This is a genomic window from Algoriphagus sp. A40 (genome assembly GCF_002002735.1).
Lineage (GTDB): Bacteria > Bacteroidota > Bacteroidia > Cytophagales > Cyclobacteriaceae > Algoriphagus.
In genome coordinates, this window is sequence record NZ_MUNY01000072.1 from 298,266 (window position 1) to 322,941 (window position 24,676).

Consider the following 24,676-nt stretch of genomic DNA (forward strand, 5'->3'; position numbering starts at 1 on the left):
ACTCTTCATAAACCAAAAAAAGAGCCGGCTAAAAACCGGCTCCTCAGTGTTAATCCATTCCTCCTTTTCTGTTTGGAGAACGTTTTGCAGGCCATTCACCAGGTTCCCCCGTTCTTGGGTTGATCGGAATACGCTGCTCTCTTGAAACCATTTCAGGTTCTTCGCAGGCCATGTACACCAAAATCGCGGTCAGAATCGCATTGTTTCTAACATCGTCAAATACGATTTTGTCATAGGTGTCCAGGTTGGTATGCCAGGTGTAGTTGAAATAGGACCAATTGAGTGCACTTAGGTTGAATGCCGGAACACCAGCAGCCACGAAAGAAACGTGATCCGTTCCACCAGTTCCCGGATTACCAGGAAATTCAGTTTTCAGGTCTTTGGTGATCTCTCTCGGTACTTTATTCAGCCAGCGACCGATGTAATCGTAGCTATTGACGTAGCCCATACCTGAAATATTTGCGATTCGGCCTGTGCCGTTGTCCTGGTTAAACAAAGCTTGGATTTTGCCCATCATCTCTGGATGGTCTTCCACAAATCCTCTGGAACCATTCAATCCCTGCTCTTCTGATCCCCAGTGGCCAACCAGAATAGTTCGCTTAGGATTGGGATAAACTTCTTTCAAAATCCGCATTACCTCCATCATCAGGATAGTTCCGGTGCCGTTGTCTGTGGCACCTGTACCACCATCCCAGGAGTCAAAGTGTGCAGAAAGCATCACATATTCATCCGGTTTTTCAGAGCCTTTGATTTCAGCAATCGTGTTGAAAGTAGGCTGGGCACCGGTTTCTTTAGATTGTGCGTTTAGGTTGATCTGAGGTTTTTTGCCGCTTTCAGCCAATCTGAATAATAGGCCGTAATCTTCCAGGGAAAGGTCAACAGTGGGTACTTTTTTGGTAGAGGCAGAGAAAATCTTGTTTGCTCCAAATCCATTTGACCAGTAAGAAGTGATGATACCCAGAGCACCGGCATTTTCCAAGGCTAGGGGAAGAGCTCTGCGGTCTTGCCCGGTAGCTTCCAATCTTTTGTTCCAAGCCTCAGTTACTTTGGTTTTTTCTTCCTTGATTTTTTCAATGGATTCAGGAGTTCCGAATTCTTGCCAATTGTAATCCGGACGACCCGTCACCTGGGGCGCAGAGATCATGACGTATTTTCCTTTAGCTGAAGGAAGCCACTTTTGGAAAGCTTCTGCATTCGCAAATTCCGGAAGAATAACCACTTCGCCGCTTGCTCCGCCTGCTGGGGAGGCTGGGCTCCAAGCCAATTGTGTCCCTGCCAAAGATCTGGTCCAAGGTGCAACCATGTCGATGTGAGTGATTCCTCTTTCCCAGCCTCTCCATTCGCCCCATTTCTCGTTTCGGGCAGGAATTCCCCAAGATTGATAGGTTGAAACGGCAAAGTCGTGGGCTTTTTGCATTTGTGGGGAACCGACCAATCGGGGTCCTACCCCGTCCATGATTTCATGGGCTAACACTTCCAACTGGGAATTCTCAGTCGCTTCTTTGATGATTTTGTCGATGACTTCGTTTTGGGCCTGGACTTTTGTGGCAAACAAAAGCATAAGGCTTAAGCCATAGAGGTAGATTTTTTTCATTGGATTTTAGTTTAGGGGATAAAAATAGGCTATGGATCACACTTTAATAAACCGCTTGTGGATTTTGGGCAAGTGTGATTAGAGTTCCTTCACAACCCGACAGGGATTCCCCAATGCTAAAGTATTATCCGGAATGTCTTTGGTCACTACCGAACCTGCCCCGATGGTTACATTATTTCCGATGGTCACGCCGGGAAGAATCACGGAATTGCCACCGATCCAGACATTGTCTCCGATCATGACTGGCTTTGTCGAAGTTCGGTATCGGGTACTTCCACTCTCCTGAAAAATCCTGTCCGAGGCCTTCAATGGATGGACTGCTGTATAAATCTGCACATAGGGAGCGATCAACCCATTTTTCCCAATTCGGATCAGGTTGTCATCGAGAAACATGCAATTGGTGTTAACAAAGGTATTTTCACCGATTTCGATATTCACCCCATAGTCGCAATAGAATGGCGATTCGATCCATACTCCCGGGTCTATTTTTCCTAAAAGACTTCGTAAAAGTTGATCTCGACTGGCACTATCTCTGGTGTCGCATGAGTTGAAAGCCAAATTCAAAGCTCTGGCGCGGTGATACATTTCCAAAAGTTCAGAATCCCGACTATCGTAGGATTCACCTGAAAGCATTTTTTCCCGCTCTGATTTCATGAAAACCAACAGTTATGTTTTTTCTAAATGGATGAAAAAATATTGGAATTAGTTGGGATGAACCAAACCCAAGAGGATTTTAATTCTATTCCACTGACAATTTTATCTTGAATCTAAATCAGCAATGTTAAGCCTGCTTACCTAAACTTGATTTCGAAAACAGCCAAAATCTTCCAGCATTAGACATCTAGCATCCTCCATCCCACACAAAAACCAGCACACCACAGCACTGATTTTTGTCAGCAAATGGGGTTTTTTGAACCTATTGCCTAATATGTCTTTGGCATATGTTAAGCTTTTGAACTTACTTTAGACCTAAATCCCAATTGCTTTCTACCCCATGGATTCCCAGATAAACCTGATTGATTTCCTAACCTCCTTGCTGCAAAAGGATGCCGAGCCTAAGTCATTGGAATGGTTGAAATCTCAAACCGAAAAAATCCGGACGACTGGAGTACCTTCCCAGTTTTTCCTTGCATTTTCTCAAGCCTCCCGGTTTTTCAATAAAGAAGCAATGAATGTTTCTGATTTGGAAAAGTCACAAGCCGAAGCGTTGGTTTTGGGTTTTGAGCCTGCCATTTGGAATAGACTCCAGACAGCGAGAACAATCTTGATGCTGAGTTTTCCACAGGAAAAAGAAAAATGGTTTGCGGCGATCAACCAGCTTTTTGAAACGGGAGATATGTATGAGCAACAGGCACTTTATGCTGCCCTTTCTCTGATGCCTTATCCTGAAGATTTGCTTCCCCGGGCCATAGATGGATGCCGGACCAATATGACTTTGATTTTCGATGCGATTGCGTTGAATAATCCATATCCTGCCAAGTATTTTCCCGAAGCCAATTGGAATCAAATGGTTTTGAAGTCAATATTTATGCAGCGCCCTCTGTATCGAATCCAAAAACTGGACGAACGCAGAAATCTGGCATTAGCGGATATTGCATCTGATTTTGCCCACGAAAGATGGGCTGCGGGTAGGTCTGTGATGCCCGAATTGTGGAGGCTGGTGACGCCATTTATCAATGAAAAATTTCTGGGGGACCTGAAAAGAGTTGTCGAATCTGAAGACCAGATGGCGGTGGAAGCAGGGTTATTGGCCTTATATCAATGCAATTCTGAGGTAGCAAAACAACTCCTAAAGTCACGCTGTGAGGAAGTCATGGCGATCGAATACGGAGAAATCACCTGGGAAAAAATCGGAGCAGACTATCAGGAAAAACGAGTCTGATTCCTTTCCCAAATCTTAATTTTATATTCTTCATTCTTAATTTTGAATCATGGAAATGTATATAGACCCACATATTCACCTGGTTTCACGGACCACGGACGATTATGAGGCGATGCGAAAAGCCGGAATCGTCGCAACCATCGAACCCGCATTTTGGTTGGGTCAGCCCAGAACTGAGGTTGGTTCCTTCAAAGATTACTTCAGCACCTTGGTAGGTTGGGAGCGTTTCCGCGCCAGCCAGTTTGGGATCGTTCATTACTGCACTATGGGATTGAATTCCAAAGAGGCTAACAATGTGCCCCTAGCTGAACAAGTGATGGAGCTTTTGCCACTTTTTGCAGGAAAAGAAGGTGTCGTGGCCATCGGTGAAATCGGCTACGACGATCAGACTGAGGCCGAGGACCGCTTCTACCGGCTTCAGTTGGAGCTGGCCAAAGATGTCAATCTACCGGTACTTATCCACACTCCTCATCGCGACAAAAAGAAAGGAACAACCCGATCTATGGATGTGGCCGATGAGCACGGAATGGATCCGGGCTGGGTTGTGGTGGATCATAATAACGAAGAGACAGTGAAAGAAGTCCTGGACAGAGGATACTGGGCAGCTTTTACCATTTATCCACATACCAAAATGGGCTCTGAGCGAATGGTCGAGATTGTCAAACAGTATGGCCCTGAGCGTATAATTGTCAATTCCGCCGCAGATTGGGGGATTTCGGATCCCTTGGCAGTGCCAAAAACTGCTCATCTTATGCGAAAAATGGGAATTCCCGAAGAACATGTTCGTCTCACCACCTATCAAAACGCCCTGACGATCTTTGGGCTTAGTGGGCAGATGGATGAAAACGACTGGCTCAAAGCCCCCTCCATTGATCAAACCAAGAAATTGGGAGGAAACTCCGTATTGCGTGGAGGACAGGTTCCAAGAGTGGAAGGTCCTGCCGACCGTGTTGAAAACTAATACATGGCAAAACAAGGAATCTTCCCTTACCTTCAACTGACCCGCCCGGCAAATGTGATCACTGCGATTGCAGATATCTGGGCGGGTTTTGCTGTTGCCGGTGCTTGGGATTATATGGCGACGGATTATGTCTACGGGGACGGTGATTTTTGGTGGAATCTGCTGTGGCTTTCATTAAGTACAATCGGATTGTATGCAGGTGGAGTAGCGTTCAATGACATTGCTGATGCCGAGTTGGATGCTTTAGAAAGGCCGGAAAGACCGATTCCCAGTGGAAGGGCGTCCAAATCCTATGCGACTTTAATGTCATTAGCCCTATTGGTTTTGGGTGTAGTTGCTGCCAGTCAAGTCAGTTGGCTTTCTGCTGGGATTGCTTTTGGGGTGGCGGTTTTTGCGGTTGGATATGATTACTGGGGAAAGCATCAGCGGATTCTGGGTCCGATCAATATGGGACTTTGCCGTTCTGGAAATTTGCTTTTGGGAATCAGTGTCGCTCCAGAAGTATTGGAAAAGATCTGGCCTGTTGCATTGATCCCATTGATTTATGTTTCGGCTATTACCATGATCAGTCGGGGCGAAGTTCATGGTAAAAACCGAAATGCTTTGTATTTCGGAGGAGTGATGTACGGATCAATATTCCTGGTCATTTTCGCGATGGCCTATATCCAAAGCCCCGGATACCTTCAGGTTTTGCCGTTTTTGGCATTGCTGGCCTATATGATTTTCCCACCTTTGTTTAAGGCAATCAAAACTCAGGAACCTAAATTCATCGGAAAATCAGTGAAAGCTGCCGTAATTTCCCTGATTATTGTCAATGCTTCCATTGCTGCCGCATTTTCAGGCTGGCCCGTTGGAATCATCGTTTTGCTGCTTCTTCCCATTTCCCTTTGGTTAGCCAAAAAATTTGCCGTAACCTGAGCGAAAATTAAACTTAATCTCCGCTGAAATTGTCTTTAAGGCGGTAATTGCCCGAATAACCTATTGCCGATACCAATGAATACGATTCTCGAACAGACCTTTTCAGTTCCTTTCCGATACCCGGTGTGTTTCACGGAGGATCTTTTTGATCCCAAAAATGCAATTTTGGTCGATGTCCTTCGGGGAGAGCGTGTTCCCAAAGTCCTTTTTGTGATCGACAGCGGTGTGGCTGATACCCATCCTGAGCTGATTCAGCAAATAAAAACTTACTCCCAAACGTACGAGGAAGTTTTCACTCTTGCTGTAGAACCCATGATTGTGATTGGGGGTGAAGCCTGCAAGAATGACGAGAAGTTTTACCAAAAAATTGTTGAAGCCACGCATTTGTATGGCATAGACCGGCATTCTTACATTGCCGTGATCGGTGGAGGAGCGGTGTTGGATATGGTAGGATTTGCGGCAGCTATTTCCCATCGGGGCATTCGGCTGATCCGGATACCTACTACTGTACTTTCTCAAAACGATTCTGCTGTTGGAGTAAAAAACAGCATCAATGCATTCGGAAAAAAGAACTTCCTTGGCACTTTCACTCCGCCCAATGCGGTTTTAAACGATTTCAATTTCCTGAAAACGCTGGATGACCGTGATTGGAGAGCAGGAATTTCGGAAGCGATAAAAGTGGCTCTAATCAAGGATTTGAGCTTTTTTGAATGGTTGGAAGCAAATGCAGAAGGCCTTGCAAAACGGGAAATGGCGCCGATGAAGGAACACATCATCCGCAGTGCGCAAATGCACATGGACCACATTGCCGGCAAAGACCCGTTCGAGTTTGGTTCTTCCCGGCCATTGGATTTTGGACATTGGGCTGCGCATAAGCTGGAAAAGCTGAGTGATTTCCGAGTCCGTCATGGAGAAGCAGTGGCGATCGGGATTGCATTGGATTCTACCTATTCCTTTGTCCAGGGGAGAATTTCAGAAGTAGAACTTAACCGGATCATCAGACTGATGAAAACTCTTGGCTTTGAACTTTTTGCTCCCGAACTTCATGGGGAAAATCTGATTCAGGGACTGAAGGAATTTCAGGAACATTTGGGAGGTCAATTGACGATCATGCTTTTGGAAAAACTTGGGAAAGGTATCGAAGTCCACGAAATGGATGAGGAATTAATCCACCGATCAGTAGATTTGCTAAAATCATATCAGGAAAAATCCGACTTGATAACCTCCTGATTTTTTTAATTTCAACCTATGGAAATCAAGGGCTTTCATCTTAGCTACTGCAGCAACATACATGCCGGCGAAAGCTGGGACTCGACTTTTCAAAATCTCAAGATTTACATCCCTGAAGTGCGGCAGCGATTGAAAGCCGAAGGTCCTTTTGGAATTGGTCTGCGGCTTTCCAATGAAGCCTCCTTGGTTTTGGAAAAACCAGAGAAACTCAAGGAATTTCAGGTTTGGCTGCGTAAGGTTAACGCTTATGTTTTTACCCTTAACTGCTTTCCTTTTGGTGATTTTCACCGGCAGGTTGTCAAGGAAAAAGTCCATTCTCCCGATTGGACGACCCCAGAGCGAAAAAATTATACCATTCGGTCTTTTCAGATTTTGTCTCACTTATTGCCTCCGGGAATGCAGGGAGGGATTTCCACCTCTCCTATTTCGTACAGACATTGGTTTACCTCAGACGAGGAAAAGGATTCTTGCATGGAAAATGCGACTTACCACCTATTGGAGGTTGTCGAAGAGTTGGTTAATATCCACCGGAAAACCGGAAAGCTTTTGCATCTCGATATCGAGCCAGAGCCGGATGGGATTTTGGAAAATTCTGATGAACTGGTCTGGCTGTTTTCCCATTGGCTGCTTCCAAAAGGGAAACCATGGTTAGCTCAAAAATTGGAAATTTCAGAAGAAGAAGCAGAAGAACTGATAAAAACTCACATTCAGGTTTGCTATGACATCTGTCATTTTGCAATCGTCTATGAAGAACCGGCTAAGACATTTGCCAAATTTGAAGCTGCGGGAATAAGGATTGGGAAAATCCAGATCTCAGCTGCCTTGAAACTTATGATTCCGGATACCGCCAATGGGAAATTCAGTTTGGGCAAAAAGCTCGAGGCTTTTGTAGAGACCACCTACCTGCATCAAGTCGTTGGCAGAAGCGGCACAGGAAATCTAAAATCTTATCCTGATTTGCCACAGGCCTTGGAAATTTTACCCAAAACCAAGGAATTGGAATGGAGAATTCATTTCCATGTTCCGGTTTTCCTGGAAAATTATGGTTCTTTCTCATCCACCCAGGAAACAATTTCAATTGTACTCAAAGAAATTTTATCCAACCCGGAAATCACCCAACATCTGGAAGTGGAGACATATACCTGGGAAGTTTTACCTGAGGATACCCGCCTGAGTTTAGGAGAATCCATTGCAAGGGAATTGGCTTGGGTGATTGAAGGGTTGAAATAGGAGTTAGAAATACCTTGAGTTAGAGAAACCTTGAAATGGAAAGGATTGCTTTCCATTTATAAAAAAAAATCCCCCTAGCCCCCTTGAGATGGGGGAATTTGCATCTGCCAGAAAATAAGTTTTATCTCCAATTTGAGCTATGCAAATTTTGGGAGATTGGAGATTAAAAAAATCATGAAGAAAACAGTTGTCCTAGATATCGTTGCATTATCTCCAAGGGTGATCGGTGAGCATACGCCTTTTTTGAAAAACTGGATCGCTTCCAAGAATCAAACTGTGGTTGAACCCGTACTTCCTGCAGTCACTTGTTCGGCCCAATCCGTTTACCTAACCGGAAAATGGCCATCCGAAAACGGCATCGTCGGCAACGGCTGGTATTTTGATGACGAATGCGAAATCAAATTCTGGAGGCAATCCAACAAACTGGTTCAGGCAGAAAAAGTCTGGGAGGTCCTTCGTCGTGAAAACCCGGGATTTACAGTAGCTAATATGTTTTGGTGGTACAACATGTACTCCAGCGTGGATTATGCAGTGACCCCGCGACCCCTTTACCTGCAGGATGGAAGGAAGATGCCAGACTGCCATTCTCAGCCGATGGAATTGCGTGATAGATTGCAAATTGAACTGGGCCAGTTTCCGCTCTTTTCTTTCTGGGGTCCAAATACTACGATCGAGTCCAGCCGCTGGATCGCCGAGGCTGCCAAAAAGGTAGATCAGTGGCATAACCCGACCCTGAACCTAATCTACATCCCGCATCTGGATTATGGCTTGCAGAAGTATGGGATTGATTTTGAAAAGATCGGCAAGGACCTTCGGGAGGTGGATGATCTGGCCAAAGACCTGATAACCTACTTTGAAAACCAGGGCACCCAGGTCCTGCTACTGTCCGAGTATGGAATCACCTCCGTTAGCAAGCCTGTTCACCTCAACCGGATTTTCAGGGAAAAAGGATGGATTCAGGTAAAGGATGAATTGGGCAAAGAGACACTGGATGCGGGGACGTCTGCTGCTTTTGCAATAGCGGACCACCAGGTGGCCCATGTTCATGTCAACGACAAATCTAAGCTGGCCGAAGTAAAAGCACTGCTAGAAAAAACTCCGGGTGTGGAGAAAGTACTGAATGAAACAGGCAAAAAATCAAACCATATTGACCACCCTCGGGCTGGAGATTTGGTGGTCATAGCCGATGCAGATTCCTGGTTTACCTACTATTTCTGGTTGGATGACGCTAAGGCGCCAGACTATGCGAGATGTGTGGATATCCACCGCAAGCCGGGTTATGATCCGGTGGAATTGGTCCTGGATCCGAAGATCAAGTTTCCATTGCTCACTGTTGGCTCCAAAGTTTTGAAGAAAAAGCTGGGATTTCGCTACCTGATGGATGTGATCCCACTGGATGCAACTTTGGTGAAAGGGGCCCATGGCCGAATTCCTGAATCTGATCTGGATAAACCTCTTTTTGTCTCAGAATCTGGTTTAAATTCAAAAGAAAAAATTCAGCCAACCGAAGTTTTTGAATTAATCCGCAAAGCAGCACTAGGTTAAACCAATCCCAGCCTCTTCTTCACCAGAAGCAGGTTTTCCTGCTTTTTGGGTTCCCTGTTTTTCTGGCAATATTCGGTGTGAAAGTGGTGCTTTTGCATAAAGACCAACTGCAATTCGTCCCAGGCCTGTTCTGTAAAATCCGGGTTGAAATGCTTCAATTCCTCAAAAAGTGTTTTGCCTATTTTTTCAAAAAGATCTGTACCCAAGTATTCCAAATCGGCATCTGCGATGATATTTTCCAGAAGTGTGGTAGGGCTTTGGGGAATCTTTGTAGCCATGATCATCCCATAGATTTTCTTTAGTTCCTGCGAAGAACAATCCATTGAAAGATAGCTTTCGGCGATTTTACACCCTTTTTCCTCATGATCTTTTGGGTTGTCGATAAAGCCGGTATCATGAAAAAGGGCTGCAAGCTTCAAGAGATGAAGATCCTCCTCGGCCACATGAGATTCCCTCGCCAAAAAAATCACCTGGTCCAAGACGTAGGCGGTATGTCCTAGGTTGTGGTAGGTTAGGTGCTGGGGCAATTTTGCCAGAATGTCCCGATAAACCAAATGTTGTATTTCTTCAAATACCATCAGCTGTGCTTTTTACCGACCCTTTTGATCACCCCTCCTTTTACTTCCTTGATGGTCTGCACATAAAAGAATGCCTTAGGGTCTATTTTTTGAATCGCATCTTTCATCCGGTGAACTTCCAACCTGGTGACCACTGTCATGATGATGTCGCAGGGGTGCTTGATATGAAATGTCTCAGGAAGATAACCCCTTTCACCTTTATAAACAGAAATTGCCTTCCCAAAATCCTTAACGATCAATTCCTTCACTTTGTCTTCTTCACGGGAAATAATCGTCAGGGCAGTGTATTCCTCAAAACCTTCCACAACATAATCGGTCATTTTGATTGCTGTGAAATAAGTCAGAATGGAATACATGGCGGGTTCGATGCCAAAAAATGCCGCCGCGGCAAACATGATCAGGGAATTCAAAAAAACCGTGATTTCACTGGCCGAAAGCGGGGAATTTTTTTGTACAAATTCAGTAATTACCTCAAACCCATCGATCAGTCCGCCTCCGCGAATGATTAAGCCGATCCCTAAACCCATCAGTATTCCACCAAAAACTGCAGCAAGGACAAAATCTTTCGTAATGGGACCAATATTCAAAAATTCGAGTACAGCCACCAAAAGAAATACAGAGAAGGTAGATTGTACAGCGAAAGTCTTCCCAATTTTTTTCCATCCTAAGTATAAAAAAGGAATGTTAATTACAACTAACAATACATTGAGGTTAATTCCATAATGGAGATTTGCAATGATGGCAATACCTGTCACTCCGCCATCCAAAAACTTATTGGGAAGCATAAATACTTCCAGTGAAATTGCGGCACAGAAGACACCTGCCACAATGTAAAAAATTGACATTGGGTCGAAAACTGCTTTCCAATCAACTTCTTGTTTATTAAGGTTCATTCTGCTTGCTTTTTAAAAAAGAACACGTTTTTAGCACCAATTAATATTGGTAAAATTTAAGCAAAAAGCCAAGGTACCCCAATTACAGCGTGAGAAATCTTTAAGAATTGGAGAATAATTCTTTTTACCCTCCTTATCGACTCAATTTTTTACCCTAGCCTTGGCAAGCTAAGCTTGTATTTCATGGCGATCATGCGGACGCTGATGATTAGTGCCATCGAAATCAGCAAATTGTAGTTTCGCTCCACACCAAAATAGTCCAGAATCAGGTAAACCACCGCTCCGGCCAGACAGGCCGAGGCATAGATCTCTTTTCGGAAAAGAATAGGGATTTCATTGGTCAGCGTGTCACGGATCACTCCGCCCATTACAGCCGAAAACATCCCCATAATCGCGGCTATTTCCGGTCTTACTCCCAAACTTAGGGCTTTTTCAACACCTAGTACGGTAAATAGGCCAATGCCCACCGTATCAAAAAAGAAGAAGGTTTTGCGGAGGCGACTCAGGATCGCCGGAAATATAAATGCTGTGAGAATTCCTGCTAAAATCGTGTAAAGCACCTGCACGTTTCCAATCCAAACCAGCGGATAGCTGTCCAGCAAAATGTCCCGGAGAGTTCCACCTCCAATCGCAGTGATAAATCCTGTAAAGCCCGCTCCAAAAAGGTCATGCTCTTTTTCCCGGATGGCCAATGCACCTGAGATGGCAAAAACAAAAGTACCGATCAGTTCGAATGCGTATTGGAGATCCATGGATTAGGAGGAGGTTTTAAAAGTCAGGAATATGGGAAAGTGATTTTTTGATTTATTGTCGAAGTAAAACTAATAGGACCGAAGACGGAAGACCGGAGACCGAAGTTTCTTCAAATCATAGCATGAGATTGGGAAGTCTTGTATCTTATATCTTGCATCTAATGTCTTACAATCACATCTTCTCCATCACAAAGACTCCCATTGCCCGCTGCCCATGTACAAGCACGGATTTGGGATTTTCCAAATTTCGAAATCCCATTTTCTCCAAGTTATCCACATGCATTTGGGTGAGCAAAAAGCGTGTAGATCCATCAGGGAGCAAGTATTTACCGTCATTCATCGGTAAACTTTCTTCAATTACTCCTCCAAAGCCGGTTGCCATACGGAACCAGAAAATTCCACCCGGTTTCAAAACGCGGTAGATTTCCCTGATCATTTGCCAGAAGTTATCCACACTGTCTGCAAAATGTAATACTGCCGAACAAATAACCGCATCAAATGCACCGGCATGGAATGGAATGTCCTCCAATCTTCCAATCTGAAATCGGTGAATATCGAAATCCGGATTCAGGCTCTTAGCCCGAAAGCGACAATATTGGATTGCCGTCTCATTCGGGTCAATCCCAAAAACCTGATAGCCCTGGTTGATAAAATAAATGGTATTTCTCCCCTCCCCACATCCGGCATCCAGGATTTTCATTTCCTTGGAAAATCGACTTTTCAGGATTTGGTCCAGAAGATAGATATCCACATTTCCGAGCAGACGATTGAGTTCAGTCGGTTCCATTTTCCAATTGATCTAGGGCAATTTTGGCTTTTTGTCGGCCGATTTCGATCATTTCGGCAGCCCGGTAAAATTCCAGGGTTCCGGCTTGCTTTCGGGAAATTCTCACAGTCACATCCACTGGATATTTTTCAATCAGCAACTCGCAAAATCTGTCCTGAAGTAACTCAAAGGAGCGTGTAATGATACTCAAAGAGCTCATAGAGGGAGATTTTTCTTTTTTTATTTCTTCAGGAAAATAATGTGTCATTTTTCTGTGGTAATCCTTTACCCAATTTGGAACTGAAATAAAGCTCTTCCCTTTTTCGTCTTTTTTGGGTGGCTCGACAAAAAGGTAATCAGGCCCATTGACTTCCACGACCACCAAAAGTCGGTTTTCATGGGTGGAAATGAGGGAGATCGGAACGGGATTCATGACTCCCCCGTCAATGTATTCGTGTCGATGGTGCTTGGCTGGCTGGAAAACAGATGGAATACTTCCCGATGCCCGGATTGCTGCATACAGGCTCCCTTCCCTAAAAATGACTTCATTTCCACTTTTATAATCCACTGCGTTGCAGGAAAATGGGACCGTCAAATCCTCAATCTGGCAGTCGTTGACCACATTTTTTAAGGCATTATACACTTTTTCACCCTTTATAAATCCCCTGCTCGAAAATGTAAAATCCATTAAAGAGAAAACGTCAATCCTGTCCAGGTTGCAAATCCAATCCTTGAACTCCGGCATTTTGCCGGCTGCATACATCCCGCCTACCAGGGCGCCCACAGAGCATCCGGCAATTTCAGCAATCTCGTAGCCGCGGTTTTCGAGCTCTTCGATGACACCTACATGCGCCAATCCTCTCGCTCCTCCGCTGCTCAAAACCAATGAAACTGTTTTCTTTTTTGACATATATTTAGAGATTGAAAAAAGATCTTTAAATCAAAAATCACCAGCGAAACTGAGCTTGAGCAGAGCATCACATGCGGCGATATTCATTTAAATGCTAGATTCAATTTGCCTTTAAAAATCAAAAGTTATCCTACGAAAGTAAGCAATATGAGCCAATTTAAACCCTTTCACCTGGCATTTCCAATCCGAGATATAGCCGAAACCCGTGCATTTTATGGCGATTTGTTAGGTTGCGACATCGGTCGAAGTACCGATAAATGGATCGATTTCAACTTCTTCGGTCATCAGCTTTCTGCCCATATCAAGCCTGATGAACTGGCAATTGCCAAGACCAATATAGTGGATGGGAAGTATGTTCCGGTACGTCATTTCGGGGCAATTTTGGGTTGGGATGAATGGCACGATCTTGCCGATAAGCTTAAAGCCCATGGGATCGAATTTGTGATTGAGCCCTATATCCGTTTCAAAGGCGAAGTGGGAGAGCAGGCCACCATGTTTTTTTTGGATCCCTGCGGAAATGCCCTGGAGTTTAAATCATTTCAGGACCCTACCCAGATTTTTGCCAAATAGTCAGCCATGAACTATCGCTACCTCGATCATGGCATTGGTAGGATGATCGAGCTGGAAGGCAAAGACTACCTGTATTTTAGCGGGACATCTTATCTCGGCATTGCCCAGGACGTGGATTTTCTGGATGTCTTGGCCAACAATATATTCGAGTTTGGAGCTAACCACGGACAAAGCCGGATCAATAACATTCGCCTCAGGGTTTTTGACGAGTTTGAAGAAAGCTTTGCCTTATCGGCAGGATCCGAGTCGGCAGCGGTGTTCAGTTCGGGATATCTTGCCGGAATTGCAGCCTGGAAGTCACTGATCGTTGGGACAAATGAGGTATGGATCGCGCCGGATACACACCCAGCGGTGATTCCGGATACTTTTTCTGCCCCTATCCAATTCCATTTTATCCAATGGAAAAATGCCTGTTTAGAAAAAGCAGACCAACTTTCTCCACGCAAAATTCTGCTGATCGGCAATGCAGTAGATCCCTTAGCCTGCGAAATTCACGATTATTCCTGGGTAGCGGAGATTGCCCAGAAACACCAGGTAAGCCTGCTGATCGATGACAGCCACGCCTTTGGCACCTTCGGAAACATAATCTTTGGCACCTACCAGCAGTGGAATTATCCAGGAGTAAATCTACTGGTTTCAGGATCTTTGGGTAAGGGACTTGGGCTTCCGGCAGGGATTGTTTTGGGAAAAGATCGGCAAATCTTGCAAATCAAGGAAACTCCGCTTTTTGGAGGGGCTTCCCCGGGTTCACCTGCCCATTTGGCAACTTTCTTGGAAATGCAAGAGCGCTATTTGGAGAAAAAAGACTGGCTGGAAGAGGCCTGTAAGCTCTTTTCCCAAGAAATCTCGGACATCCCGCAGATCAAAGGCAGCAGGGAGTTTCCAGCTTTTGTCTATTCTGAGGACAAGTGGGTGATCGAGTTTGAAAAAGCAGGAATTATTACTTCCTCCTTTCCCTATCCTACACTTCAAAGCCGAAGGGTAAACCGAATAGTCATCTCCGGTTTTCACGAAAAAGAAGACCTGATGTACCTCAGCGATATTATCCACAATTTCCTTTGAAAATGAAGAATCTGCTCGCAATCGCTGCTGCATTTGCCATTCTATCTTCCTGTACCCAGGAAGAAAAGAGGCCTTTTGAAACCGGATTCGAAGATTATCCCACCCTGAAGCGGGTCTTGGTGGATAGTAGTGCCTATCAGGTCCAGATTCTTTACACTCAAATAGACCGAAATGAACACGGGAATCCGATGTTTACTGATTTCAGTTTTAACCTCGACGATGCTCATTATTTCTATCCTGCTTCCACCGTCAAATTGCCGATTGCTTTATTGGCTTTGGAATGGCTTGAGGAACAAAATCTCGAGGGTTTGACCTTGGAAACGACCATGCTGACGGATTCGGTCAGAACCTCACAGATTCCGTTTTTTTCTGATTCCACCTCCCAAAATGGCCTTCCAAGTATCGGACATTACATCAAAAAGATTTTGTTGGTCTCTGATAATGACGCAGCAAACCGACTCTACGAATTGCTGGGATTGGACTACATCAACCGAAAGTTGAAGGAAAAGGGATTGAATCATACGGTGATTACTCAGCGATTGAGCTTTCCGATTTCTCCTGCAGAAAACCGGCATTTTAACCCGATCCGGTTTGTAGATAAGTCGGGAAACACGATTTTGGAAATCCCGGCCCGGCAAACTGACAGCGTCTTTGTTGTTCCCGGAAATCCTCAATTAGGTAAGGCTCATTATTGGAATGATTCCCTGATTCAGAGCCCGATGGATTTCAGTTTCAAGAATAAATTTGCCCTGTCAGACCTCCACGGAGTGGTCAAGAGGATCACCTTTCCGGGTGGTTTTGTAGGAGAGGAACGCTTCAACCTAAATGAGGAGCACCGCAATTTCATCCTGAAATACATGAGTATGCTTCCCCGGGAAAGTGACTACCCGAAATACGACACTGCGGAGTTTTACGATGGGTATTCCAAATTTTTCAAGTTTGGAGCTTCCAAAAATCCGGTCCCAAATCATTTCCGAATTTTCAACAAGACAGGCTGGTCTTACGGGTACATGATCGATGGGAGCTATTTTGTGGACTTCGAAAATGGTGTCGAATTCCTGGTTTCAGCAGTGGTCTATGCCAATGAAGACGGTGTGCTCAATGACAACAAGTATGAATACGAAGAGATCGGAAAACCCTTTTTCGCCGAATTGGGTGAGTACCTGAACCAGCTTGAACTCAAGCGGAAAAAGCAATTATCTCCGGATTTGAGTGGTTTTAGGTTTGAGTATTAAAACCCTTTTGTGATATAGTTCAATCTGACCATTGAGTTTTCCGCGAAGAACTTTCAAGTTTTAAAGCTTTGTTGGTTTGGCTTCCTAGAGATTCAACCAATAATTCAGCTTGAGTACCAAAGACCGCTGCTTTGGAGCGAAGTCTCCTGGAAAATAGTTGTCTGTATAGACCAAAAAGAAATCCGAAACCGGTGCATATCTCCACTGCAACCGGGTGTTGATATTCAGATTATCGATCTGATTGTTGTATTGGACAAAGGTCGTCCAGAAGAGACTTTTGGAAAAAGTCAGATCAATGCGTGGCCCCACCAACACAAGATCGGCGTCATTTTGGGGTTCCGGAAGCCGGATTCGAGCATAATTGAAATTCATGGAAATATTGGCCAAGTAGCCCAGTCTTAATCCCATCTGACTGGTCATTCGCTGGAAGTTTCCGGTAAAATACTGACCAGCTTCGGCTTCCATTAAGATGTTGAATACGTTTCTGGGATTACTTTGGTACTCTACCTTCACTGTCTTGTTGGTATAGTCTGTTCCAGCAAGGAGGGCTTCTCCTCCAGTTCTGGTGGGATCAAAGTCTTCAAAAAGGTAAACATACCGGTTGCTTTGTGTCACGATCAATTCTGAAAGTGAATTGAAGCGAACCAAATAACTGATGTTTATATCCCGATCAGTCTGACCCAATTGCTCATTCCAATAGCCCTCAAATTCCAGTTTGGGTCCATGCCGATTGATCAGCTTGGAATTGGGATAAAATAAATAGGACACATCAGGATTAATTCTTTTGAAATCCGTCCGGGGTACATAGCCGACAGCCGGGTTAAATTCTTTTCCAATGTCCAGAATACTGACACTCCAATTCCAATGAATGTCGGAAAAGATCAAAAGGGCATTGAAGGAATAAGGAGATTGTTTTTCTCCCGACTCAAAAGTCCGGTGATAAAACACCTTTCCGGTCCATTTCCCGTCAGCGGAATTAAGATTGTAATCTACCCCCAGAAGCCTGTTGTAGGCCGTTGGGTCAAAAAGTTGTTGGTATTCATCCAAAGCCAAGGATTCACGATCTACATAGATCAAGCCGATATTGGACCTGGTAAATACCTTCTTTTGAATAGCCATCACCGTGAAATTTTTCCCGGAAATCCCCGCCTCATCATCCGTGGCAGTTTGCATATTCATGGCCCCGATTCTCCAATCCTGGGTCACTTTTCCGCTCAAGCGGGTACCATAGATGATTTGGCTTTGCACATTTTGCCCTGTGGCAGAATCAATGTCAACACCAATTCTTCGTGAGAAAAATGGCCTGGAATTGGGGTGTCCGAAACTTTCAAAGAGGTCGGCATTTTCAAGGAAAAACTGCCGTCGCTCGGGAAAAAAAATCTCAAAGCGATCTAGATTCGTCACCTGCTGATCGACCTCTACCTGGGAAAAATCCGGGTTGAAAGTCAGATCGAGGTTCAATGCCGGACCAATCCCGATTTTTGCATCTCCACCAAAGGAAGGTTTCAATTCTTCCGAAGTTCCTTCCAGAAAATTCTTTGAAGTTCGTGCTGCTGTATAGGGGATCAAGGAAATATTTGCAGCCGATTTTTTGATCGGCTCCTCAAAAATCAGTTTGCGGCTGTAAGCCAGAGAAAGAATCGGAAAATTTCTCGGGATAGGCGTCCAGGTGCTCCTTTCTCCATATTCGCTGTCGATTCGATAGAAATTTGCATTCCAGTTTTGAGCTCCGTCGCTAAAGCGTATAGTAGAAAGAGGGATGATCAATTCTGCCTGCCAGTGGTTTTCAAATATTTTTGCTTCGGAAAACCATTTATTGTCCCAGGCTAAACTTAGATCCTCAGAGCGGGAACCTCCATTGGAAACCAAACCTTCGCGCTGTACACCGTATGGATTTATTCCGAATTGAAATGCATTGGTCTTGTCATTGAAAGTGTCCAAAACGATTACGATGGCGTCATTTTGCTCACCTCTAAAATCTCGGCGGAGGGAAGTGGAAACGTAATTTCGTGGACCCAGATTTTCCATCACTGCGGCGATGTACAGATTGTGCTCATCAAAGGCAATTTTTACCCTGGTCCGAACTTTGGAGGCCGAAGTGTCGGAAGGAAAATATTGGGTAAAGTTTCCATTCCATCCTTCCGAATCAGTCCAAATGGCTTCATCCAGATTTCCGTCGAGCGTGATTGGCTCTTTCAGTTTAAATGCAAAGGCATTAGACTCTGGAACCGTCTGTGAATTTGTCGAAAAGGAAATCAGGAAGCAAGCAAATGCTGCAAATCCAAAGGAAAGTTTCATGTAAGGTCGGAGGCAGCAAAAGTAAGTGCAGGAAAGCTTTCCTATTGAGGAATTTTACCAATGGTAAACCTTGATTTTCTGGCGGTCAATCGGTGCCGAATGCTGTAAGTACCAGACTTCTATTTCCGCCATGATGTCGGAATTCACAGAGGTAAATTCCCTGCCAAATTCCCAAAGCGAGTTTACCGGTTGAAATTGGAATTTGTAGGTTTACGCCAAAAAATGCGCTTTTGATGTGTGCAGGCATATCATCATCTCCTTCATAATTGTGAACAAATCGAGGAAAGGATTCTGGAATCAGCTCGTTGACAAAAGTTTGGAAATCCCTTCTCACTGTCGGGTCTGCATTTTCATTGATGCAAAGCCCTGCAGAAGTGTGCTGTAGGAACACCTGAAGAAATCCTATCCTGATTTGTCGGATATCAGGGATGGCTTTTTCGATTTGATCGGTGATGAGGTGATAGCCCTGTGGATAACTCGGAAGGCGAAGGGGTTTTTGAAAAAAGAACTGACTCACTTTTTGCTTTTTTTAGCCAATGGGTTGTATGTTAATGCTGCATTGATCCAGTACTCCAATTGCTCCTTCAAATCAAATCCTTCAGGATAAACGAACACAAAACCTTTCATTGGTTTTCCATTGAAATTCATATGACGTGCTCCGTGTTTCTTCAAAGCGTCTTCATAGGCGATCTCACCAACCCTGACCATGAGTCTATTTTCACCTGTAACTTTGTCCTGATCCAGCCCAAGCAGCATTTTTTCATCCACCAAGATCACTTGCCCACCCATCATCTTTTTGGGAATGAATGGGACTTTTTGGGATTTCAGAATTCTTGAAATCCTGTCAAGCTGGTAGGAATCAAAAGCCATTTTTAATCAAATTTTCCCCACTTTATTCTCCAGAGTCCCGATCCCCTCAATGGTGATTTTCACAATATCACCCGCTTGAAGCGTAAAATTATCCGGTACGATTCCCGTTCCCGTCATCATCAGACAGCCAATTGGGAAAGTATTAGCACGGAAAAGCCAATCTGCCAATTCCTGAGGTTTACGCTTCATTTGGGCCAAGGTAGTTTCCCCCGAAGCTTCGATTTTTCCAACTCGATGGATTTCGAGGCTGATTTTTGTCGTGTCGGGGAGCATTTCCTCCTGAATCAGGATGCAAGGACCGATGGCGGCGCAACCCGGATAAACTTTGGCCTGCGGCAAATACAAGGGATTTTCTCCCTCAATGCTGCGGCTGCTCATATCATTGCCCACGGTGAATCCCTGCACTTTTCCCGAAGGAGAAATCAACAATGTCAACTCCGGTTCAGGAACGTCCCAAGTGGAATCTTTGCGGATATTTACTGTTTCTCCAGGATTGGAAACGCGGCTCGAGGTCGCTTTGAAGAATAATTCGGGACGGTCGGCTGCATAAACTTTGTCATAAAAATCCGCTCCACCGGCATCCTGGGATTCTTCCATTCTGGCAGTTCGGCTGCGGTAATAAGTCACCCCAGCTGCCCAAACTTCCTGATTTCCCATAGGAGCCAAAAGGCCTTCTTCTTTTAGTTCTTCAGCTTTTTCAAAAGAAATTTTCTCCCAATGTGTGGCTTCCGATTTCAAGAGTTGGGGCAAATGCTCCCTTCCCAAAAGCTGATCCCAATCGAGTTCGGGGCCAAGAAAGATGCCATTGTCAGATTCTAAAAGTGTTCCAGCTGTCAGTTTGTAAAGCTTCATAGGTTTGTTGGGGGTTTATTGCCGGGAATTTAGAAAAAAGGAATTGAAGGGCGAGACTTGCAAAGAAACTTTTCGCGAGTACCTTTGTTCAAGATCATAAGGGGTGCCTTAACGAAACGGGCTGAGATCATACCCATACGACCTGATCCGGGTAATGCCGGCGAAGGGAAATGAGAAAGTAAAGCGTTGCTGTCAATGAAAATGCCGAAGTGGTACCCTTCAGGCTATTCTGGAGTTTCTGTTTTGCAAACCGGGTAAACTGTCACAGAAGACCTCCCTTGGGTTTTCTAATGTTTCACTCAAATGACCCGAAAGGGAGATTACACATGAAAAAGTTTCTAATTGGTCTGATTTTATCTTTGGCCACAATTTCGGCTTGGGCTCAACACAGCCTCAGTGGAAAAGTCGTGGATGCTCAAAGCGGTGAAGCCCTCGTTGGTGCGTCTGTTTGGACTGAGAATCTTGGGAAAGGTGCGGTGACGGATGAGGAAGGAAAGTTTTCGATTTCCAATTTGCCTGGTGGAGAAGTGGAATTGCGGGTATCATTTCTTGGTTTTGAAACCTACCGTCAGGTAGTTACCGTCCCGCAATCCGGAGATTTGGTGATTTCTTTGGCGAGTAGAGCCATTCTTACCGAAGAATTTATCGTCTCTGCCACCCGGGCTTCCGGAAGCACTCCGACGACTTTCACGACTGTGGATAAGTCTGAAATTGCCAAACGAAATTTGGGGCAGGACATTCCGATCCTGCTTCAATATACTCCGTCGGTGGTGAGCTATTCTGATGCGGGGGCTGGAGTCGGCTATACCGGATTGCGTATTCGTGGATCCGATCAGACTCGGATCAATGCCACTGTCAACGGCATTCCCATGAACGATGCCGAGTCTCATGGGGTGTTTTGGGTCAATATGCCGGACTTTGCATCCTCTGTTGAAAATATTCAAATCCAACGTGGAGTCGGCACTTCAACCAACGGAGCCGCTACTTTTGGCGCCAGCCTCAATTTCCAGACAGACACCCGTCAAGACGATCCGTACGCCCAGATTGACAATAGTTTTGGATCCTTCAACACCTGGAGGCATACGGTAAAAGCCGGAACAGGTTTGCTTAATGACCGCTTTGCTGTGGATGCACGACTTTCCAAAATCACTTCAGATGGCTATGTGGACCGGGCATTTTCTGACCTGAGCAGTTGGTTTGTTTCTGGTGGGTATTATGGAGAAAAAAGTGTGGTTAAGCTGGTGGCTTTTTCGGGAAAAGAGCAAACCTACCAAAGTTGGTACGGTCTTCCTGAATCTAAGCTGGAGGATGACCGAACCTACAACTATTATACCTACGACAACGAAACGGATAATTATCAGCAGGATCATTATCAATTGATCTATACCGGAAAAGTCGGGTCAAACTGGAAAACTAATCTAGCCTTTCATTATACCTACGGCCGGGGATATTATGAACAGTACCGGGAGGATGACGATTTTGCGAGCTATGGATTGCCGCCGGTGATCATAGGGGATGAGATAATAGAAAGCACCGATATCATCCGACGTCTTTGGCTGGACAATGATTTTTATGGTGTGGTGGGATCGGTGAATTACATCTCCACAAATGGAAAATTAGATCTGATCTTGGGCGGTGGTGCCAATCGATACGATGGAGACCATTTTGGGGAGATCATCTGGGCAAGAATCGCGGGTGACACCGAGATTCGTGATCGCTACTACGACAACAATGCGGTCAAAGACGATCGGAATATTTACGCAAAAGGCACCTATGAAATTAGACCCGGATTGAACCTGTTTGGTGATCTTCAGGTTCGGGGCATCAATTATTCTTTTGTAGGGGTAAATGACGATCAGCGAATTGTAGATGGACATGAGAATTACACCTTTTTCAATCCAAAGTTTGGGTTTTCGTACGAAAAAGGGAACCGGACCTGGTACGCCAGCTATGCGGTCGCCAACCGTGAACCAACCCGATCTGACTTCACTGACAATCCCATCACAGAAGTGCCAAGGCCCGAAAAGTTGAACAACATCGAAGCAGGTGTCCGCGCAAATGCCGGGCGATTCAGCTACAATGCCAACTTCTACTACATGGATTACCGGGATCAGTTGATCCTGACTGGGCAAATCAACGATGTCGGGGCCTATATCCGGGAAAATGTGGAGTCCTCCTATCGGGCTGGAATTGAGCTGGATGGAGCATACAAGGTTTCTTCTGCCTGGACCTTTGGGGGAAATATCGCTTTTAGCCAAAACAAGATCAAAGAATTTACGGAGTACATCGATGATTATAGCGTGGAAGAATTTCAGCAGGAAGCAATAACTTATACTGATACGGATATTGCTTTTTCACCCAATGTAGTGGGATCGGCAATAATCGAATTCAAGCCGACAAAAAATCTCTCGCTAAACTGGCTCAGCAAGTACGTAGGCCAGCAATTCCTGGACAATACAGGAAATGACGAAAGGGCACTGGATGCGTTCTTTACGAATGATCTCCGGATCAGCTATTCCGCTACACCTCGGTTTTTCAAAGGTTTGGAACTGAATTTATTGATCAACAATATCTTCAATGAAATGTATGAGCCTAATGGCTATACCTTCAGCTACTTTGTGCCAGGAGAAACGAGCAGTAGAGAATTAGTCACGGAAAACTTCTACTACCCTCAGGCGGGGACGAACTTCTTGTTGGGATTGAGTTTGAAGTTTTAAGCTTTTCTCACAGATCGCACAGATGATCTCAGATTAATATTCGAGATCATCTGTGAAGATCTTGGTCAGCCATGAAAGAAAATTTCATTTCAGGAAAGCTTAAACCCGTTTCGGATTATATCCAAAGCAGCAATGGCGTCTTTCTCTTTTGAATAATCGAAAACCATGAATTTTTTGCAGTCAACTACCAGCACACATTTATGGACTATAGCATTCCAGGAAATCGTGGGGCTGATTCCATTTGGAAAGTTGGATTCAGTGTAGGTGTAATGGATCAATTCTGCGTTTTCGATTTGTGGTAAACTTTGCCACTCCCCAAATTTTATCCACAAGATGCTCTGATACGCTTTGAATTTGTTTGTCTCAAAATCAATAAGGGTTCCTTCTGATATGGAAATCATTAAGGTGCCAATTACCAATGCCCCTCCACCTACCATAATGATCTTGTAAATAGGAGTTTCCACTTCAATCAGGAAAGGAACTGCCAATACAATCAGTCCCATCAGGATTACAACTTTTCCTGCAGTTTTTATTCCGTTTCTCTGGATCGAATAGTGGAAGTGGTTCAAGGTTCTTGGGTTTTTATTTTTTGCTCAATAAGGCAAACAGTTTCTCATTCACATAATAATTCCCCGTACCCAGCTTTTCCTTTCGCAATACTCCATCCTTTGCCAGTTTATTGAGATAGGCAGCGGCCGTGATTCGTGATACGCCAAGATCCCGCACCAGAAAATCGATTTTGGTATAAGGATGCGCAAAGAGATTGTTGAGCAACTCCTGGGAGTAAAATTTGTAGTTATCCCGAAGTGTGTTCTTCATCTCTGCCATCAGCACTTTGAGGTCTTCAATCAGTTGAATGGACTCTTTAGCAGTATTTTCCACACCCTGAATCATGTAGCTGATCCAGCTTTCCCAGTCTCCATTTTCCCTCACTCCTTGCAGGAATCGATAATAATCTGGTTTGTTTCGGATGATGTGACTGCTCAGATATAGGATGGGAAGCTTTTGCAAGCCAGAGAGAATCAGAAACAGAATGTTCAAAATTCGTCCGGTCCGTCCGTTTCCGTCATAGAAGGGATGGATGCTTTCAAACTGAAAATGAACAATCGCCATCTTCACCAACGGATCGTAATCACTCAATTCGGGATCGTTGATAAACCGCTCCAGGTTGGCCATGAGGCTTAAAATCTCAGCCGGATCCTGAGGAGGAAGGTAGACCGTTTCTCCCGTTTGGGCATTTTTCAGGGCGGTGCCTGGCAGCTTGCGGAAGCCCGCATTATTTCCTTCCAGCGCCTCCTGAATCTTCAATATCGTCTGATTGGTCAACAATCCTTGGGTTTCCACCAGCTCAAATCCGCGCTTCATGGCAGCGACGTAGTTTTGTACTTCCTTGATATCGGGAGAAATGTTCACCTCATATTCCAGATTGGCTTTGTACAGCTCGTCATGCGTGGTGATGATGTTTTCCACAGAGGAACTATCCTTGGCTTCCTGGATTCCCAGCGTATTGAGCAAGATGATCTGGTTGGGAATGGACTGGATAATCCCCTTCAGCTCCGCCAAGGCAGCATGTGCAGCGGGCAGTTGCTTGAGGATGGATTTGGTTTCCAAATCCTCCTCATAAGGTAAAGGGATAAGTTTCCAGACCATTGCTTTGTAAAGAAAAGTCGATTTTCTTTACAAAGGTAAATTCTTATGTAAAGAAAACAAGCTTTTCTTTACATAAGATGAATGGTGTGTAAAGATTTTGGCATTTTCTTTACATACTAAGAATGATGTGTAAGGATTTTCCAATTTTCTTTACCTATCGAAA

At 44.7% G+C, this 24,676-nt stretch carries 23 protein-coding genes and 1 riboswitch; of the genes, 10 read left to right on the forward strand and 13 right to left on the reverse strand.

Features of this window, described 5'->3' with window-relative positions:
- Window positions 1-49: 49 nt before the first annotated feature.
- Entirely contained in the window at window positions 50-1,594 is a 1,545-nt protein-coding gene (locus B0E43_RS18820) for a M20/M25/M40 family metallo-hydrolase (protein WP_077352632.1), read from the reverse strand.
- A 78-nt stretch (window positions 1,595-1,672) separates the two neighbouring features.
- The gene (locus tag B0E43_RS18825; RefSeq protein ID WP_077352634.1) at window positions 1,673-2,248 is read right to left on the reverse strand and encodes a sugar O-acetyltransferase; all 576 of its coding nucleotides are present in this window, start codon (window positions 2,246-2,248) and stop codon (window positions 1,673-1,675) included.
- Window positions 2,249-2,588: 340 nt separating this feature from the next.
- On the opposite strand from B0E43_RS18825, the gene B0E43_RS18830 reads away from it, so the two are divergent.
- The 6 genes from B0E43_RS18830 (at window position 2,589) to B0E43_RS18855 (ending at window position 9,360) form a co-directional block, all read left to right on the forward strand.
- Entirely contained in the window at window positions 2,589-3,476 is an 888-nt protein-coding gene (locus B0E43_RS18830) for an EboA domain-containing protein (RefSeq protein WP_077352636.1), read from the forward strand.
- A gap of 49 nt (window positions 3,477-3,525) precedes the next feature.
- Window positions 3,526-4,437 carry a TatD family hydrolase gene (locus B0E43_RS18835; RefSeq protein ID WP_077352638.1) on the forward strand — a complete coding sequence of 304 codons (912 nt, stop codon included), beginning with the start codon at window positions 3,526-3,528 and terminating at the stop codon, window positions 4,435-4,437.
- 3 nt (window positions 4,438-4,440) lie between these two features.
- Entirely contained in the window at window positions 4,441-5,355 is a 915-nt protein-coding gene (gene eboC, locus B0E43_RS18840) for a UbiA-like protein EboC (RefSeq protein ID WP_077352640.1), read from the forward strand.
- A gap of 75 nt (window positions 5,356-5,430) precedes the next feature.
- Complete coding sequence (locus B0E43_RS18845; RefSeq protein WP_077352642.1) at window positions 5,431-6,585, forward strand: 3-dehydroquinate synthase; 1,155 nt, start codon at window positions 5,431-5,433, stop codon at window positions 6,583-6,585.
- Window positions 6,586-6,603: 18 nt separating this feature from the next.
- Window positions 6,604-7,815, forward strand: coding sequence for a metabolite traffic protein EboE (eboE, locus tag B0E43_RS18850; RefSeq protein WP_077352644.1), 1,212 nt, complete (start codon window positions 6,604-6,606; stop codon window positions 7,813-7,815).
- Window positions 7,816-7,989: 174 nt separating this feature from the next.
- Entirely contained in the window at window positions 7,990-9,360 is a 1,371-nt protein-coding gene (locus tag B0E43_RS18855) for an alkaline phosphatase family protein (RefSeq protein WP_077352897.1), read from the forward strand.
- Here the strand turns inward: B0E43_RS18855 and B0E43_RS18860 are convergent.
- The 5 genes from B0E43_RS18860 to B0E43_RS18880 all read right to left on the reverse strand — a co-directional run bounded on the left by B0E43_RS18860 (window position 9,357) and on the right by B0E43_RS18880 (window position 13,259).
- Entirely contained in the window at window positions 9,357-9,938 is a 582-nt protein-coding gene (locus B0E43_RS18860) for an HD domain-containing protein (RefSeq protein ID WP_139352825.1), read from the reverse strand. The two genes, B0E43_RS18855 and B0E43_RS18860, sit on opposite strands and share 4 nt — an antisense overlap.
- On the reverse strand, window positions 9,938-10,831 hold the full coding sequence (locus B0E43_RS18865) for a YitT family protein (protein ID WP_077352648.1): 894 nt from the start codon (window positions 10,829-10,831) through the stop codon (window positions 9,938-9,940). Before B0E43_RS18865 ends, B0E43_RS18860 begins: the two co-directional genes overlap by 1 nt.
- Before the next feature lie 149 nt (window positions 10,832-10,980).
- Window positions 10,981-11,583 carry a trimeric intracellular cation channel family protein gene (locus tag B0E43_RS18870; RefSeq protein WP_077352650.1) on the reverse strand — a complete coding sequence of 201 codons (603 nt, stop codon included), beginning with the start codon at window positions 11,581-11,583 and terminating at the stop codon, window positions 10,981-10,983.
- A gap of 172 nt (window positions 11,584-11,755) precedes the next feature.
- The gene (locus B0E43_RS18875) at window positions 11,756-12,370 is read right to left on the reverse strand and encodes a bifunctional 2-polyprenyl-6-hydroxyphenol methylase/3-demethylubiquinol 3-O-methyltransferase UbiG (protein ID WP_077352652.1); all 615 of its coding nucleotides are present in this window, start codon (window positions 12,368-12,370) and stop codon (window positions 11,756-11,758) included.
- The gene (locus B0E43_RS18880) at window positions 12,357-13,259 is read right to left on the reverse strand and encodes a patatin-like phospholipase family protein (protein WP_077352654.1); all 903 of its coding nucleotides are present in this window, start codon (window positions 13,257-13,259) and stop codon (window positions 12,357-12,359) included. Before B0E43_RS18880 ends, B0E43_RS18875 begins: the two co-directional genes overlap by 14 nt.
- Window positions 13,260-13,406: 147 nt before the next feature.
- Between B0E43_RS18880 and B0E43_RS18885 the strand changes: the two genes are divergently transcribed.
- From B0E43_RS18885 to B0E43_RS18895, 3 genes are read left to right on the forward strand one after another with little or no spacing between them, the layout of a single operon-like run.
- Entirely contained in the window at window positions 13,407-13,829 is a 423-nt protein-coding gene (locus B0E43_RS18885; RefSeq protein ID WP_077352656.1) for a VOC family protein, read from the forward strand.
- A 6-nt stretch (window positions 13,830-13,835) separates the two neighbouring features.
- On the forward strand, window positions 13,836-14,891 hold the full coding sequence (locus B0E43_RS18890) for an aminotransferase class I/II-fold pyridoxal phosphate-dependent enzyme (protein WP_077352658.1): 1,056 nt from the start codon (window positions 13,836-13,838) through the stop codon (window positions 14,889-14,891).
- Window positions 14,892-14,893: 2 nt separating this feature from the next.
- Entirely contained in the window at window positions 14,894-16,126 is a 1,233-nt protein-coding gene (locus B0E43_RS18895; RefSeq protein WP_077352660.1) for a serine hydrolase, read from the forward strand.
- Window positions 16,127-16,210: 84 nt separating this feature from the next.
- Here B0E43_RS18895 and B0E43_RS18900 read toward each other — a convergent pair whose 3' ends face one another.
- The 4 genes from B0E43_RS18900 to B0E43_RS18915 form a co-directional block, all read right to left on the reverse strand.
- Window positions 16,211-18,424, reverse strand: a complete 2,214-nt coding sequence (locus B0E43_RS18900) for a carbohydrate binding family 9 domain-containing protein (RefSeq protein ID WP_139352826.1) — start codon at window positions 18,422-18,424, stop codon at window positions 16,211-16,213.
- 85 nt (window positions 18,425-18,509) lie between these two features.
- Complete coding sequence (locus B0E43_RS18905; RefSeq protein WP_077352661.1) at window positions 18,510-18,941, reverse strand: secondary thiamine-phosphate synthase enzyme YjbQ; 432 nt, start codon at window positions 18,939-18,941, stop codon at window positions 18,510-18,512.
- Window positions 18,938-19,294 (reverse strand): TfoX/Sxy family protein, encoded by a 357-nt coding sequence (locus B0E43_RS18910; RefSeq protein WP_077352663.1) that lies wholly within the window; start codon window positions 19,292-19,294, stop codon window positions 18,938-18,940. Before B0E43_RS18910 ends, B0E43_RS18905 begins: the two co-directional genes overlap by 4 nt.
- Window positions 19,295-19,300: 6 nt before the next feature.
- Window positions 19,301-20,146 carry a fumarylacetoacetate hydrolase family protein gene (locus B0E43_RS18915; RefSeq protein ID WP_077352665.1) on the reverse strand — a complete coding sequence of 282 codons (846 nt, stop codon included), beginning with the start codon at window positions 20,144-20,146 and terminating at the stop codon, window positions 19,301-19,303.
- An 89-nt stretch (window positions 20,147-20,235) separates the two neighbouring features.
- A riboswitch (TPP riboswitch) is annotated at window positions 20,236-20,332 on the forward strand.
- Between the two features lie 140 nt (window positions 20,333-20,472).
- On the opposite strand from B0E43_RS18915, the gene B0E43_RS18920 reads away from it, so the two are divergent.
- Complete coding sequence (locus B0E43_RS18920; RefSeq protein WP_077352667.1) at window positions 20,473-22,863, forward strand: TonB-dependent receptor; 2,391 nt, start codon at window positions 20,473-20,475, stop codon at window positions 22,861-22,863.
- 89 nt (window positions 22,864-22,952) lie between these two features.
- On the opposite strand, the gene B0E43_RS18925 is transcribed toward B0E43_RS18920, so the two are convergent.
- Together B0E43_RS18925 and B0E43_RS18930 are read right to left on the reverse strand one after the other, a co-directional pair.
- Window positions 22,953-23,432, reverse strand: a complete 480-nt coding sequence (locus B0E43_RS18925; protein ID WP_077352669.1) for a hypothetical protein — start codon at window positions 23,430-23,432, stop codon at window positions 22,953-22,955.
- 13 nt (window positions 23,433-23,445) lie between these two features.
- Entirely contained in the window at window positions 23,446-24,513 is a 1,068-nt protein-coding gene (locus tag B0E43_RS18930) for a Fic family protein (protein WP_077352671.1), read from the reverse strand.
- Window positions 24,514-24,676 lie beyond the last annotated feature (163 nt).